The 13846-nt window shown below is 67.8% G+C and carries 14 protein-coding genes; 9 read left to right on the forward strand and 5 right to left on the reverse strand.

Translation table 11 applies throughout. The annotated features are described in order from the left end of the window. Positions 1–9: 9 nt before the first annotated feature. The gene (locus tag ACT53M_RS14485) at positions 10–477 is read right to left on the reverse strand and encodes a transcriptional regulator domain-containing protein (protein WP_476234207.1); all 468 of its coding nucleotides are present in this window, start codon (positions 475–477) and stop codon (positions 10–12) included. 115 nt (positions 478–592) lie between these two features. Here ACT53M_RS14485 and ACT53M_RS14490 point away from each other — a divergent pair, with 115 nt between their 5' ends. From ACT53M_RS14490 to ACT53M_RS14500, 3 genes are all read left to right on the forward strand, one after another. Beyond that, the gene (locus tag ACT53M_RS14490; protein ID WP_476234209.1) at positions 593–1429 is read left to right on the forward strand and encodes a helix-turn-helix transcriptional regulator; all 837 of its coding nucleotides are present in this window, start codon (positions 593–595) and stop codon (positions 1427–1429) included. A gap of 77 nt (positions 1430–1506) precedes the next feature. Continuing rightward, entirely contained in the window at positions 1507–2115 is a 609-nt protein-coding gene (locus ACT53M_RS14495; RefSeq protein ID WP_476234211.1) for an acyl-homoserine-lactone synthase, read from the forward strand. A gap of 28 nt (positions 2116–2143) precedes the next feature. Continuing rightward, positions 2144–2746, forward strand: coding sequence for a GntR family transcriptional regulator (locus ACT53M_RS14500; protein ID WP_476234213.1), 603 nt, complete (start codon positions 2144–2146; stop codon positions 2744–2746). A 27-nt stretch (positions 2747–2773) separates the two neighbouring features. Here the strand turns inward: ACT53M_RS14500 and ACT53M_RS14505 are convergent, their stop codons facing one another. Beyond that, positions 2774–3697: a HEPN domain-containing protein gene (locus ACT53M_RS14505; RefSeq protein ID WP_064312258.1), complete on the reverse strand. Its 924-nt coding sequence runs from the start codon at positions 3695–3697 to the stop codon at positions 2774–2776. Further along, on the reverse strand, positions 3697–3990 hold the full coding sequence (locus tag ACT53M_RS14510) for an RNA polymerase sigma factor (RefSeq protein ID WP_476234215.1): 294 nt from the start codon (positions 3988–3990) through the stop codon (positions 3697–3699). The genes ACT53M_RS14505 and ACT53M_RS14510 overlap by 1 nt, the downstream gene beginning before the upstream one ends. Before the next feature lie 416 nt (positions 3991–4406). On the opposite strand from ACT53M_RS14510, the gene ACT53M_RS14515 reads away from it, so the two are divergent. The 6 genes from ACT53M_RS14515 (at position 4407) to ACT53M_RS14540 (ending at position 9044) form a co-directional block, all read left to right on the forward strand. Beyond that, positions 4407–4946, forward strand: coding sequence for an RNA polymerase sigma factor (locus tag ACT53M_RS14515; protein ID WP_476234217.1), 540 nt, complete (start codon positions 4407–4409; stop codon positions 4944–4946). Next, entirely contained in the window at positions 4943–6013 is a 1071-nt protein-coding gene (locus tag ACT53M_RS14520; RefSeq protein ID WP_476234218.1) for a FecR family protein, read from the forward strand. The genes ACT53M_RS14515 and ACT53M_RS14520 overlap by 4 nt, the downstream gene beginning before the upstream one ends. Positions 6014–6296: 283 nt before the next feature. After that, entirely contained in the window at positions 6297–6416 is a 120-nt protein-coding gene (locus ACT53M_RS14525) for a hypothetical protein (RefSeq protein WP_444544598.1), read from the forward strand. 53 nt (positions 6417–6469) lie between these two features. Then, positions 6470–7117, forward strand: coding sequence for a lasso peptide biosynthesis B2 protein (locus tag ACT53M_RS14530; protein ID WP_476234219.1), 648 nt, complete (start codon positions 6470–6472; stop codon positions 7115–7117). Then, complete coding sequence (locus ACT53M_RS14535; RefSeq protein ID WP_476234220.1) at positions 7114–8895, forward strand: asparagine synthase-related protein; 1782 nt, start codon at positions 7114–7116, stop codon at positions 8893–8895. Before ACT53M_RS14530 ends, ACT53M_RS14535 begins: the two co-directional genes overlap by 4 nt. Positions 8896–8918: 23 nt before the next feature. Further along, positions 8919–9044, forward strand: coding sequence for a hypothetical protein (locus ACT53M_RS14540; protein ID WP_459120823.1), 126 nt, complete (start codon positions 8919–8921; stop codon positions 9042–9044). A gap of 52 nt (positions 9045–9096) precedes the next feature. Here the strand turns inward: ACT53M_RS14540 and ACT53M_RS14545 are convergent, their stop codons facing one another. Further along, positions 9097–11127, reverse strand: coding sequence for an Atxe2 family lasso peptide isopeptidase (locus ACT53M_RS14545; RefSeq protein ID WP_476234222.1), 2031 nt, complete (start codon positions 11125–11127; stop codon positions 9097–9099). Between the two features lie 86 nt (positions 11128–11213). Continuing rightward, a complete protein-coding gene (locus ACT53M_RS14550) occupies positions 11214–13820 on the reverse strand; it encodes a TonB-dependent receptor domain-containing protein (RefSeq protein WP_476234223.1) in 2607 nt (868 codons plus the stop codon). Positions 13821–13846 lie beyond the last annotated feature (26 nt).

Below are 13846 nucleotides of genomic sequence, written 5' to 3' on the forward strand. Positions count from 1 at the left end.
AGGAGATAATCAAGCCGCGCAGGTCCCTCCTCGACCAGCGACCCGCCGACCACGTCCAGCCGGATCCGGTGCCATCCGTCGGAAAGCGCGACATGCTCGCGGCCACCGCCGCGGACGATCGTCGCCCACCTCAGCAGACGGGCTAGGTCGATGCCATCGGGGTCCGTCGCCGCAGTCGGCGAGACGCGGACTTCGAGCACGAAGGGATCGAGGTCCGCGTGCCAGAGCAGGCGCGCCTCGGGTGCAGGCCGCCCCGGATCCTCGGCAAAAGCAGAGCCCGAAAGCTCGGGCGTCCGCCTCCGGCACCAGAGACTGATCCGCGACTGCACCAAGGCGCCCGAGCCGGGCAGCCATTGCCGCATAGCCGGGATCGCGGCGCAACCACTCCCAGGCGAGACCGGCGCGATCGATGCCGGCCAGCGCGCGGTACGGCGCGTCGTCGCGCCAGTCAGGTCGCGGGTCAGCCGCCGGCCCCATGGCTGGTACGCAGGACAAATACCGAGCCTGTCAAATGGCTTGCAGGCCACTTCCCCCAAGATAATTTGCGCAGTGCACCAAAAGCTAGTATCGATTGCACTTCGATCGGGTCGCGATGCCGACGGAAAAGCGGTGGGCGCGGCGCGGGCTTGGCAATCACCTCGGCGCAGCGGCCTGGGGCGCGTCCGGCAGCGGGTGGGTACGCCCGATGGTCATCGCAACCGCGCAGCATTTCGGCCAGGCCGCCCTGGCGGCCACGACCCTCAGTGAACTGAGCGATCTCCTCCACGCGATCACGCACGAGATGGGCTTCCAGTATTTTGCCCTGTCGCACCATGTCGACGTGCCGCGGGCGCCGCAGCCTGCGCTCCGGCTGCATAACTATCCGCGTGACTGGGAAGCCTATTATGATGCCGAACGGTTCGGCCCTTCGGACCCCGTGCACCGCGCCAGCCACCTCACCAGTACGGGCTTCTGCTGGTCGATGCTGCCACGGCTGCTGGCACTGACCAACCGTGACGAGGATTTCCTCGCCAGGTCGCGCAGGATCGGGTTGATCGACGGCATTACCATTCCGGCGCATGTGCCCGGCGAGGCCGCCGGCTCCTGCACGTTCGCGGTGAGCTGGGGCAACAGTCCGCGCCCCGAATGGCTGCCGCTCCTCCAGTTCGTCGGAACCACGGCGTTCGAAAGCGCCAGGCGGCTCGTCGGCATGCGGCGGGCGCAGGCGGACCGGCCGCGACTCAGCGACCGCCAGCGCGACTGCCTCTATTGGGCAGCACAGGGCAAGTCGGACTGGGCGATTGCGAAGATCCTGGGCATCAGTCATGAAACGGCGATCCAGCACCTGAAGGAAGCGCGCGGCCGCTACGGAGTGGGCAACCGGACCCAGCTCGCGATCCACGCGATCTTCGATGGAGCGCTGAGCTTCACCGACGCGCTGCGGCGTTGAAACTCCCCAGATCTGGGGAATAGCGACCGTCCAGATCGGGACGGAGGATCGGGCTTCCACAGCGAGGGAAGCCGATCATGCAGTTCATCCAGGGCGATGGCGCCGCCGCAGGCGATGCGGTGATGCGCGCGATGTTCGAAGCGCGGAAGCGGGTATTCGTCGACCTGCTCGGCTGGGACCTGCCGGTCCTCGCCGGCCGCTATGAGGTCGACCAGTTCGACGATATCCATGCCCGCTACCTGATCCTCACCGACGGCGAGGGGCAGCATCTGGCATCCGCCCGGCTGCTGCCGACCGAGCGCCCGCATCTGCTGGGCAGCCTGTTCGCCGCGCTGTGCGACGTGCCGCCGCCCAGTGGCCCCAGCATTTGGGAGATCACCCGCTTCTGTCTCGACCGGCGCCTCCGCGCATGCGAGCGGCGCAGGTGGCGCGACATGCTGGTCCACGGCATCGCCAGCTATGCACTGGAGCATGGGATCACCCGCTATGTCGGCGTCGCCGAGCCCGGGTGGCGCGAGCAGATCCTAGCCTTTGGCTGGGAGGCACATGGGCTCGGGCCGGTCGGCACGGTCGGCGGCATGCGCCTTGGCGCGCTCCAGATCGAGATCCGGCCCGACACCCCGGCGCTGCTCGCGGCCAATGGCATCCCGCCGCAGGTCCCACCCGCCCAGGCGAAGGCAGCATGATCGCGCTCCGGCCACGGGAACTGGCCCGATGAGCCCCGGTGCCACTTTCGAGCGGGTCTATGGTGCGATCAAGCAGATGCTTCTCGAAGGCGAGCTGCCGCCCGGTGCCCCGATCGAGCCTGCCATCATCGGCCGCGAGATCGCCGCCAGCATCACACCGGTGCGCGATGCGCTCCACCGGCTGACCGGCGAGCGGCTCGTCGAGGCACCCAATCACAACGGCTTCCGGGTGCCGCTGCTCTCCGAGGCCGCGCTGCGCGATCTCTACCAGTGGAATGGGCGGGTGCTCGGCCTGGCGGCACGACAGGTCCAGCCTGCGTCCGACACCCGCATCCAGCATTCCGGCAGCGTTCAGGAAATCACCGCCACGCTCTTCCTCCGCGTCGCGCAGGCAACCGAGAGCGCCGAGCTTGTCGCGACGGTCCGGTCGCTCAACGATCGCCTCGCGATAGTACGAAAGGCGGAGGTCGCGTCCCTGCCCGTCATCGTCGAGGAAATCACGGGCTTGGGATCGATCATTGCTGCCGGCGACCGGATCGCACTGACGGCTGCGCTGACGCGCTATCATCGCCGCAGGATCACAGCCGTAGCCGGCACCGTCGCGCATATGATACGCCCCACCCGAAGATAGACGAGCCGCGCCCTCTCGACGAAGCCGTCAGGCGGCGGCGCTGCGCTCCAGCGCCGCAATCCGCTCCTCGCAGATCACCTGGACGGCACGGCCGAGCACCTCAACGCGCTCGCCGAGCCAGGCAAGCTCCTCGTCGCTGATCCGATAGTGCTTGGAATAGCGCGCCTTCACATAGGCTTCCTTGAGCTTCTCGAAGCGACCGCGATCGGCACGGCTGTCGCGCGGCCATGCATCCACGAGCCGCGGATCGATCCGTTCGGCCTGGGTGCGCAGGAACCCGAGATTGTGAACGTGCGGCGTATAGAAGGTGCAGACGAGCAAAACGCAGTGGTACAGGAACTCGGCGGTCTGGTGTAAATCGAACGCAGCCGGCTTTTGAAAACCCCGCTCCATTCCAACCGTAGCCAGCTCGAAGCGCTGCATCGCAGCCGGAAACCACTCGCCGAAGTATTCCTGCGCCATCGCCAATGCCTGCTGCGGCGTCTTGGGCTTGGGCTCGTGCAGCCCGGTGCTGTCGCTCTGGTAGAGCGCGATGCCGTCGCGGGCGACATCCATGAAAAAGTAGCGGCCATGGGCGAGGCCGTCATTCACTTCCTGCAGCGTATGGACGATGAAGTTGACCGGGGTGCGCAGGGTCCGGGTGACGGCAAGCTCGCGGTTGAGCCGCTCCTCGGCATTGGCCCAGAACTCGACGCGGTCGGTCAGCTTGTCGTGGTTGACGATGACCAGCAGGTCGAAGTCGGACTGGTAGCCCTTGGCGGTATGCGGCTCGTCGACCCAGCCGCCGCGCGCATAGCTGCCATAGAGGATGACCTTGAGGATGCGGGCGTGCCGCTTCCAGTCGACCGTCGCGGTGGCGGTCGCGTCGCCGAATTCCTCGAACAGGATCTGCACCACGCGCTCGAGCTCGCGTTGCTTCGCCGCCGGTAGGTGATCGAGATCGGTGCGCATCAGCCAGACCCTAGCCAGCGTGCGAGGCGATGCAACAGCGCGCGACGCGCTTTGCCGCCGAAACCAACGGGATCGCGCAGATATCGCGCATCGCGAAGGCTCCGGTCGACGGCGATGATGGCTTCTCCGAGGAGGTGTTCGACCTCGGCTGTACTGATGCCGAGCCGTGCGCCGGCTTCCGGATAGGCGAGCCCCTCCACGGCGCAAAGCTGGAACACCGCGCGCTGGGCCTCGGGCAAAACGGCGACCGCGCGCTGCATCGCTGCTTGTCTCTCCTTCTGGTTCGTCGACATGATCCTGCTCCGCTGCGCCGCCCCGACGGGGCCGGTCGACGGCGCTGCACACGGGCGCGATCCAGCGGCGGCCCGCACCGCAGGGCGAAGCGCCAGCGAAGCACCCGGCCCTGGCCGGGTTGCGGGACGCCCGCGCCGCGCCCGACATGCGGCGTCCGGCCCCGAGGGCGGCGGACGGGCAACCAAATCAGTCGCTTGCCGGGAGAGTTGCACAGCCGCGCGAAGTGCCGCAGACTGCATAGGCAGCGCGGTCCAGGCCGGCAGCCCGCTGTGGAGTTCGACCGCCAGGCATCACACGCATTCGACCAGCGCGGTCGGGTGTATCCCCCGAGGCATCTGCCCGGCACGAGATGGGTTCTCGTGCGATCCCCTTCCCCTGCCCGCGCGCTGCGCGGCGGCTTCGCCTAGGTCCGCCCATGCGGCGACCCGAGCAGGATCCTGGCGCGGCGCCCCACGGGGACGGCCATGCCGAAGTGCGCATCGACGCGCTCTACCGCGAGCAGGCACCGCGCCTGCGTCGCTGGCTCGATGCGCGCCTGCGCTCGAGCGAGGACGCCCATGATGTCGTGCAGGATGCCTTTGCCCGGCTGCTCGGGTCGAGCACTCGCGAGGGTCTGCGCCAGCCCGAGGCATTCCTCAACCGGATCGTACGCAACCTGCTGATCGACCGGTCACGGCGGATCGCGAACCGCATGGCGCATGTGCCGATCGACGCGGCGAACGAACCCGAGACGCGTGCTACCCAGGAGGATGCGATCCAGCTCGACCAGATGCGCATACGCTACCGGGCGGCGGTGGACGCGCTGCCGCCCCGGACGCGCGAGGTGTTCCTGCTCCACCGGATGGAGGAGCTCGGCTACAAGGAGATCGCGACTCAACTCGGCATCAGCATCCGCACCGTCGAATGGCATGTTGGCGAGGCGCTGGTGCGGATCGGCAAGGAGCTGGGGCAATGACCATCGCCGAAGAACCCACCGAGGGTGCCGCCGAGGCGCTGGCCCGCGAGGCCGCGCACCGCTTTGCCAGGACGCGCGGCCCGGACGCCGAGGTGCACCGGGCGGAACTGGAGGCCTGGCTGGCGGAGGCGCCGGAACACCGTGCTGCATATAATCGCGCCGCCGAGATCTTCGCGATGGGCAAGCTGCTCTCCGAGCCGGATGCGCCTCCCGCCGTCGCCGCGCCCGACCCGAAGCAAAGGCGCAAGGGCCTTGCCGTTGCACTGACCACCATCGCCGCCTGCGCGATCGGCGTCGGGGGCTGGATCACCTATCCATCCTCGGCGCCGCCATCCGATCGGCCAGCCGCCGTGGCGGGCACGACCGACCACCGAACGTTGTCGACGAGCACCGCCCCACAGACCGTCCAACTCGCCGATGGCTCGACGGTGACGCTTGCAGCCGACACGGTAGTCGGGGTCGAGATCGCGGCCGGCGTGCGTCAGTTGCGTCTGGTCCGCGGCAAGGCGCGGTTCGAGGTCGCGCACGAACGCCGGCCCTTCATCGTCCTGGCTGGCGGCGGCAGCGTGACCGCCCGCGGCACGATCTTCGAGGTTGCACTGGCACGCGCCGGCAAGGTCGAGGTCCGGCTGCTCCGCGGCGCGGTGGATGTGGCGCTGCCGCGAGACGCCGCCAAGGCAACGCCGGCGATCCGCAGGCTGACGCCGGGCCAGGAGGTAAGCTACCCAGCCGAGCCAGAACATCCCGCAGGGCACGTAACCTCGGCAGGTGCCGCAGGCTTGCAGAGCGACACGCCGCAATCGTTCGAAGCGGTGTCCGTCCAGGAACTCATCGCCTTGGCGAACCGCACCGCCAGCCGGCCGATCCGCCTCGCAGAGCCGTCCCTGGGCGCGCGGCGCGTATCGGGATGGTTCCGTGTCGACGACACGCTCCTCCTGGCGCGCCGGCTGGGCGCCCTGTTGTGCAGCGATGTCGACCTTCGCGACGCGCACCAGATCGTGGTGGCGCCGCAGGGGGGACATGGAAGCTGTGCAACCAGGGAGGCACAGAAACAGGCCGCGCTTTGAACCGTGCCCCGATCGAACGGAGGCCGCACAGGCAACGACGAAGCCGGGCGGGAAAAGCATGCGCCTGGTGGGCATGCGCCACCACCTTTAGCCGCGAGGCCTGGACATAGTGGTGGCCACCCGGCCGCTGCCGATGGTCGGTCCGGCCAGTTGCCAAAAGGTTTATCGCAAAGCCTGCGCAAACATTCGAATTATAATCGGATTATAAACTTCTCATAACCAGCGGGCCGGCTACCTTCGATCGGGTCATGGCCATGACATTTCCCATGATTGGAGAAGTGCCATGAACACCGAACAGACCATCGAACTGGGCGTCGCCAGCGTCGACACCAAGGGCGGCACGATCGGCTTCGCCGATGTCGAGACCAGCCTGCGGCAGAATGTCGGCCTCACCGACGACTGATCGACCCGGGCGCGTGCCTTCGGGTGCGCGCCCTTTCGCTGGCGGATCCCGACATGTCGCTACCTTCTCATGCCAATATCTCCTGGTGCCTTTGTGCAGGCCAGGCTGTCTTCCTGGACCTGGAACGCGACCGCTATTTCTGCCTGTCCGAGCCGTTGGATGCGATCTTCCAGCGCTGGGCTGCCGGCGAAGCGATCGACCGGGACGCCCACGCCGCGCTGGTCGACGCCGGAGTCGCTGGCGCCGATCCCACGCAACGCCCGCGAGCCGTCTCGTTTCCGGTTGCAACGCGAGACCTCGCCCATGCCGGTCCAGGCAGGGCCGCGTGGATCTCGGCGCAGGCGATTTTCGGTCAGTTGCGCGCGAAGCACTGGCTCCGACGGCGGCCGCTTGCGAAGATCCTGCGAGGGCTCCTGACACCCGCCGCGCCGGCAGCTCGATCGCCGGGTGAAGCGTCGCTGCAGGCAATCGCTGGCGCGTTCGCGACGAGCGCCATGGTCCTCCCCGCAGCTGACCAATGCCTGCCCCGGGCGATCGCAGCAGCCCGCCTCTGTTGGCACCGCGGGTTGGATGCCGCGCTGATCCTCGGCGTTCGCCTTCACCCCTTCGCGGCGCATAGCTGGGTTCAGTCCGGTGATGCCGTCGTCGTCGGCGATCTTGAGCAGGTTCGGCTGTACACCCCGATCCTGGTGCTGCGGTGAGGCCGCGTTATCTCCTACTGGTCGCGGACCGGGAGGCGGTCGCTCGGGCAACGGCGCGTATCGCGACCCGTACCGGCCTCGCGGTGACGCACAGCGCCCACGGTTTCGCAGTGCTGACGAACGAGGCCTGCAACTGTGTCGCCATCGAACCGGAAGCGGTCGTCATCGGCACCCTGTTCCCCAGCCAGGGTCCCGCGCGCGCGGTGACTGCCCTCAGCGAGGCAGAACGGGCGCACCTATCGCGCCATGGCTTCGCCGCTCTGCTCGAAGCCTGGTGGGGCGGCTATGTGGGGGTGCGGTCCCAAGGCGGCAGGACGCAAGTCCTTCGCGATCCCTCCGCTGCGCTGCCCTGCTACCGGACCGAACAGGACGGGCTGAAGCTCTTCGCTTCGGATGTCGCGCTTCTGGAAGCAGCGAGCGGCCAGGGATATTCGGTAGCATGGGAAGCGCTCGGCCGGATCCTGTACTCGGCCGGTCTGCCGACCCCCGAAACCGCGCTTGCCGGTATCCGCGATCTCCGCGCCGGCGACATCGTGATGCTCGACGGCGCGGCCGAGCAGACGACCACCGGCTGGTCCCCCTGGGCGTTCGCCGATCTCCACAACGACGAGGGCAGCGCCGCGACCGCCGAGCGGCTGCGGCGGGTCGTCGAACACTGCGTCGCCGGCTGGGCCTCGCTCTACCGGCGTCCGTTGCTGAGCCTGTCGGGCGGGCTCGATTCTTCCATCGTCGCAGCCAGTCTTGGCAAGGCTGGGTCCGGCGCCGAGTGCCTGACAATGTTCACCGACGACGCAGCGGGCGACGAACGCGCCTTCGCGCAACTGGTGTGCGACGCGGTTGGCCTGCCGCTCTCCGAACACCGCTACGACCTGGATGCGGTCGACCTGTCACGACCACTCGGCGGGCACCTGCCGCGTCCCGCAGGCCGTGTCGAAGCGCAGCCCTACGAGGCCGCGCATCGCGCCCTCGCACGGCAGATCGGCGCCGACGCCTTCTTCACCGGCAATGGCGGCGACAATGTCTTCGGCTATTCGCAGTCGGCTGCCGCGCTCGCGGACCGGACCCTCCACGAGGGACCCGGCGCCGGCGCATTTGCGACGCTGCGGGACGTCTGCCGACAAACCGGCGCGGGACCGCTGCGCGTGACGCGCGCCGCCATGCACCTTGCACGCCAGCCCAGAGGCTATCGCTGGAAGCCGAACCCGCGCTTCCTGCATCCCGACCTGGTCGCCTCGCTCGCAGACGCGCCGCTCGATCATCCATGGCTCGACGCCCCCGCCTCGGCACTACCGGGCAAGGCGGCGCACATCGCCGCGCTGGTCCGCGCGCAGCTCACGCTCGAATCCGATCGCAGCCAGATGCTGCCGGTGGTCAATCCGCTGCTTTCCCAGCCCATCATGGAAGCCTGCCTCGCCATCCCGAGTTGGCGCTGGCGCGAAGGTGGCCGGGACCGGGCAATGGCCCGCGCGGCCTTTGCCAATCGTCTCCCCAGCGTGATCGTCGAGCGGCGGATGAAGGGCACGCCTGACCCATTCTGCGGCGAGATCGTCCAGCGCAAACGCGAGGAGCTGCGCGCCCGGCTGCTCGACGGACAGCTCGCATGTCACCGCATTCTCGATCCCGGCGCGATCGAGGAAACGCTCCGGCCCGAGCGACCGACAACCGGAGAGGAAAATGTGCGCCTGCTCGAACTGGCAAATGTCGAGGCCTGGCTGAGCACCAGGTCCTCCGGGTCGTCCTGGGCCGCCCCCGCGTGCAGTGCGAGCATTGTTGGTTGAACAGACGACATTGGAGAAGCACGATGGACACCAAGCATATCACGACGATCGAACTCGGCGCCGCGAGCCGAGCCACCCGCGGTTCGATGATAGGGTTCGCAGACAGTGAGGGCGGCCTGACCTGGCAGCCCGGACCGCAGGCCGACTGACCCAAGCGGGCGGGTGCCACGGCTTCCGCCCGTCTCTCGAGTCTACCTGGCGTCAGGGCGTGGGTGCTGGCGCGCCTGTGGGCTTTTCGGGAATCGCCTGTGCCTTCCGCATCGCCTCCCACCGCGCGATCTCCGCCTCGCGGCCGGGCGCCTTCACCCCGTTCAGCCAGAAGTCGAACCAGTCGATCGCCCGCGTGTAGGTCGCGAGCCTGTGCGCCGGCTGCCATTTGATATGATGTTCGCCCGGGAAAACGAACAGGTCGATCGGCCGGTCGAGGTCGCGGAGGGCCGTGAAGCTCTGCAGCGCGGTCCAATATTCGTCATCGGAAACCTGCGCGAGGATCGGCGCGTGGATCCGCTCGACATTCGGGGAAATGGCGATCTGCCGCCACAGGGCGCGCGCTTTCTCGCTGTCATCGGTGATTCGAGGATATCCGATGCGGTAGAATAGCTTTGCAGCACCCGGCCCGACCCGAACGGGCATGCTCGTATCCCAGCAGCAGCTGCTCGACGCGAACGCCGAGAACAACGTGCTGTGCAGCAGCGCGAACTGCATGGTCGAGGAGCCGTCGCTCAGCCCCGTGATCCCGATCCGCGCCGGATCGGCGATGCCGCGCGCGATCGCGACACGCACTGGCGCCTCGACGGCTTCGAGCACGCTGCGCCGATCGGCAAAGTCCTTGAGGTTGATCCGGTCGCCCTCGACAAAGTCGGGCGCCGCCCTCGCGCCCACCGCCTCGGGCTTGTCGATGCTCAGCACCGCAAAGCCGCGATTGGCGAACGCCTGGATGGGGTAGTCATCGCCGGTGCCGCCGCGCAGGAAGCCGCGCGACACATATTGCACCACGACCAACGGGTAGCGCTTGCCCGGCTGGTACCCCGTCGGCAGGACGAGATCCGCGAAGGAGTTCAGGCCGAAGCTGTTGCGCGCATAGAGGCGTTCGACCCGCCCGAGAGTCAGGCTCGCGAACTCCGGATTCGGGTCGAACAGCACCTCGCGCCGCCCGGTGCTCGGATCGAGCCGCTCGAGCCTTCTTGGCTGCACGGCACCTTCACGGAGGCAGAGGATTTCGGCGCCGTTAGGGACGCAGCCGATCAGCAGGTCCTGGGTCTGGTACAGCCGACGTGGCTTTGGTGTGCCAGGCCGCCATTCGTAGATGCCGATCTTCTCGCCTCTCACCCCTTCGCGACGGAAGAACCGCACCCGGTCGCCGACCCACCAGGGGTTGCTTGCATTGGCGCACTCCGGCGCGGTGCAGGTGCGATGTCGACCGCCGAGCTCCGTCTCCAGCACACCCCGATCGGGACGAAGGCTTCCGGCCGGGACGCGTATCCTGGCGATCCGCCCGGCGGGGCCGACCGACTGGGCCCAGCTCCCCTCCTGCATCGAGGCGGCCCCGAGCAATCCCGCCTCGGCGTCGGTCGCAGGCCGCGTATTTCCCGTCGCTAGGTCGCGGAACCACGTCTTTCGCGCAAGCGGAGCAGGCGGAAACGGGCGATTGCTCGCCGAGGGCGCGAAGCGATCGTCATAGTGAAAACCCGATCGCCCCTCGTCTTCGATCGCGGCTAGTGCCTCGCGCAACCCGGGATCGGTCGCATAGACGACCCCGCTCCCGTCCGCCGTCAGCCGAAAGTCGTCGACGTCGTCGAGGCTGTCGGTGATCGCCTCGCTGCCACTGCCGTCGCTTCGGGCGCGCCAGAGCTGGATCGCGCCTTTATCGAGACGTCGGTAGACGATCCACCGGCCATCGGGCGTCCAGCGCGGCGTGATCGCGTCAGCTAGCCCCGTCGGAAAGTGCGCCTTTCCCCGCACGTCGATGCGCAAGCGGATGAAATCGCCACCTCGGTCCACCACAACCGCCCGACCGCTGCCCAGATCGACAACGACCATCGCGAGGCAATACCCATTGGCGACAGGATCACCGCGCCGCAGCTGGAACGCGGCCTTGGTGCCGTCCGGCGATACCGTGAACAGCCCGCCATATTGCTGATTCGGATCGACGGGTCCGATGTCGCGCAGCCGGACGAGGTCCTCGGGGAGCAGCGCGCGTTTCGCCTGTGGCGCCGCGATCGTCGGCGGCATGATGGCGTTGCAATCGGGCGGTACCGCCGCGCGGCACGGGACCGGAAGCCACACGGTCGCGAGCAACGCCGCTAGCAGATGCCGCCTCACCATTGCTTGGTCACCGTGAAGCTGACGAAGCGGCCGATCGGCGACTGGTTGGTCGAGTCATAGGCCACATAGGTCGGGTTGGTGACACGGATGGGATCGGGCTGCTCGTTCAGCAGGTTCTGCGCGCTGAGGCGCAGTTCGATCCGATCGAGCGGACCATGTCCTTCCCGCGTCCGAACGGAACCACTCAGGTCGATGGTCGTGAAAGCACCGATCCTAGTCGGCACGGAAAAACGCTTGTCGGTAGTCCCGTCTAGATAGTTGAGCGCCGCTGACAGCTGAACGACCGAGGTGTGCCAGCTCACCGCGCCCCGCGCGCGAAACTTCGGCGGCGTGAAGATCAGGCCGGAGCGGCCTGCGGTGGGCAGATTGGGCGCGGCCTGGCGATCCGCGTCGAGATAGGTTGCCGACCCGGCAATCGTCAGCTGGCTGTCTTCTCCCAGCCGCGCGTCATAATCGATCGACAGGTCGACACCCCGGATATGCTCACGGGCGATGTTGCGCAGGCTCGAATCCACGATCGCTGCGACCTTTGCCGGATCATATGGCTGGCCGCTCTGGTTCGACAGCCCGGCTGCTGCCTGCGCAACGGTCGCCTGCGCCTCCGCGACACTGGGCGCGAACTGGACAAAGTTCGCTGCGGCAGGATTGCTCAGCGCGGAGAGCAGATCGCTGATCGGAGAGGCGATGCGGTCACGATAGTCAATTTCATACCAGGTCGCCTCGACCCGCAGCCCCGGGAGGAAGCGGGGCCGCACTTCCGCGGACAAGGTCGAACTCTTGGCACGCTCGGCGTGCAGGTTCGGGCTCCCGCCGCCGATCGCCAGGATCGTGGCGCCCGCCGGCAGCGGCGGACTGGGCTGCGGTGCGAACACCGATGCCGGCAAAAGTATGACCTCCCGTGCCTGGTTGACCTGCTGCAGCGTCGGGATCTTGAACGAGCGGCCCCAGCTATATTTGAGGGTGATGTCGCGGTGCGGCGCGTAGACCAGGCCGAGCTTGGGCGTCGCGACAGCGTCGATTCCCTTGTAGCTTTCATAGCGGACGGCCCCGCTCAGTCGCAGGGCGTCGATGAACGGCATCCGGTTGGTCGCCCCAACGAGCGGCACCGACAGCTCCCCATAGCCGAACGCGCTGGTGCGCCGCTCGACGGAGTCGCGCGAGACGGTGGTCACAGCGCCGCTCGTCGTGCGCACGTCGAAGTCGAGCTGGAAACGACGATAGCCGCCCCCCAGTGCAAGCCGGATGTCGCCGCCGGGCAGACGGGCAAGCGGGCCCTCGGCACTGGCCTCGAAATTGGTCAGCCGGTTGTCATAGGCCGCACGACTGACGAACAGGGTGCCGTTGGTATAGCGCTGGGTATTGATGACGGTGGAGCTCTCGCCATCGGTCATCTGGAGGGTCGCCTCCCAGCCGGCCCATGGCCGGAGGTGCAGCGACGGCGTCACCGCATAGCTGCGCACCACCGGTCGGTTGTCCTGCCCATAGAAGGTGGTCGGCGCGGTCAGCGAGAAGGCGTTGACCTTGCGCGACCGGCGATCGGCGAGTTGCACGTCGAGCTCGAACGACGCCCAGCTGGCAAGATCCTGGTGGCCGGCCAGCACGCCGCTCACCTGCCGGCTGGTGGTCGTCAGCATCTGCCCGGCGTTGAGCTGGCGGGTATAGGGTCGATCGTCGGCATAGATCGGGGTCGCCTTGCTGTAGTCGAGTGCGGTCATGAAGCCGCCGCCGGCCCAGCGCGTGCCGCCGACGCCCGAATATTGCTGCTGGACGTTGCCGCCCTCGGTCGATGCGCCGACGCGTGCACTGGTGAGGAGGCCATCATAGTCGCGGCGCAGGATCAGGTTGGCGACGCCGCCCACCGCGTCCGAGCCGTAGAGCGCCGAGGCGCCGTCGGTGATGACCTCGATGCGTTCGAGCGCCGCCAGCGGGATGATGGAAATGTCGACGCCTTGGTTAACGGCGTCGTAAGGAAGGCGGTGACCATTGATGAGCGTCAACGTCGCGTCCGAGCCCAACCCGCGAAGGTTGAGCGTCGTCGCGTTGTTCGCATTATTGTATCCGCCCTGGTCACCGCCCCCCGCGACCCCGGGGTTTTGCCCTCCGGTGAAATTCTGCGGGAGTATCCGCGAAACACTCGCCATGTCGGGGATGCCCTGCTCCTCCAGCCCCTGGCGCGACACGATAATGACGGGCGAAGGCCCCTCGGTACCGCGGATGCGCGAGCCGGTTACCGTGATGGCATCCTGCGTCTCTACCTGGGCTGCCGCGCCCCCGGCCCGGCCAGGGTTGCCCCGCACGACGAGTGCGCCGGCTTCCTCGCGCACCACCATGTCTTCGCCTATGGCGAGGCGCACGGCCTGCTCGGCGGCGAAGCTGCCCCGAATTGCCACGGCGCGCTTGCCTCGCACCTCCTCATCCTCGAACAGGATTTCTCGCCCGGTCTGGCGCGCGATCGCGCGAAGTGTCGTCGCTAGCGCCTGCGCCGGCAGGTCGAAGCTGGTCGTCGCTGCCTGGGCGTGTGCCGGGACAACACCCATGTCGCTGTAGGAAATCGTCGCGGCAAGCATCGCCGCACAAAGGGCCCTTTTCGAGATCGTCATTCTTTTCTCCCCGCTGCCGGTGTCCC

The sequence above is a fragment of the Sphingomonas sp. DMC6 genome (assembly GCF_056314225.1).

Bases quoted from the DNA above. Each gene is read 5' to 3' on its own strand.
- ACT53M_RS14545 (WP_476234222.1), bottom strand. From the start codon at position 11,127: ATGCCGCCGACGATCGCGGCGCCACAGGCGAAACGCGCGCTGCTCCCC.
- ACT53M_RS14505 (WP_064312258.1), bottom strand. From the start codon at position 3,697: ATGCGCACCGATCTCGATCACCTACCGGCGGCGAAGCAACGCGAGCTC.
- ACT53M_RS14540 (WP_459120823.1), top strand. From the start codon at position 8,919: ATGGACACCAAGCATATCACGACGATCGAACTCGGCGCCGCGAGCCGA.
- ACT53M_RS14500 (WP_476234213.1), top strand. From the start codon at position 2,144: ATGAGCCCCGGTGCCACTTTCGAGCGGGTCTATGGTGCGATCAAGCAG.
- ACT53M_RS14525 (WP_444544598.1), top strand. From the start codon at position 6,297: ATGAACACCGAACAGACCATCGAACTGGGCGTCGCCAGCGTCGACACC.
- ACT53M_RS14520 (WP_476234218.1), top strand. From the start codon at position 4,943: ATGACCATCGCCGAAGAACCCACCGAGGGTGCCGCCGAGGCGCTGGCC.
- ACT53M_RS14510 (WP_476234215.1), bottom strand. From the start codon at position 3,990: ATGTCGACGAACCAGAAGGAGAGACAAGCAGCGATGCAGCGCGCGGTC.
- ACT53M_RS14530 (WP_476234219.1), top strand. From the start codon at position 6,470: ATGTCGCTACCTTCTCATGCCAATATCTCCTGGTGCCTTTGTGCAGGC.
- ACT53M_RS14490 (WP_476234209.1), top strand. From the start codon at position 593: ATGCCGACGGAAAAGCGGTGGGCGCGGCGCGGGCTTGGCAATCACCTC.
- ACT53M_RS14515 (WP_476234217.1), top strand. From the start codon at position 4,407: ATGCGGCGACCCGAGCAGGATCCTGGCGCGGCGCCCCACGGGGACGGC.
- ACT53M_RS14495 (WP_476234211.1), top strand. From the start codon at position 1,507: ATGCAGTTCATCCAGGGCGATGGCGCCGCCGCAGGCGATGCGGTGATG.
- ACT53M_RS14550 (WP_476234223.1), bottom strand. From the start codon at position 13,820: ATGACGATCTCGAAAAGGGCCCTTTGTGCGGCGATGCTTGCCGCGACG.
- ACT53M_RS14485 (WP_476234207.1), bottom strand. From the start codon at position 477: ATGGGGCCGGCGGCTGACCCGCGACCTGACTGGCGCGACGACGCGCCG.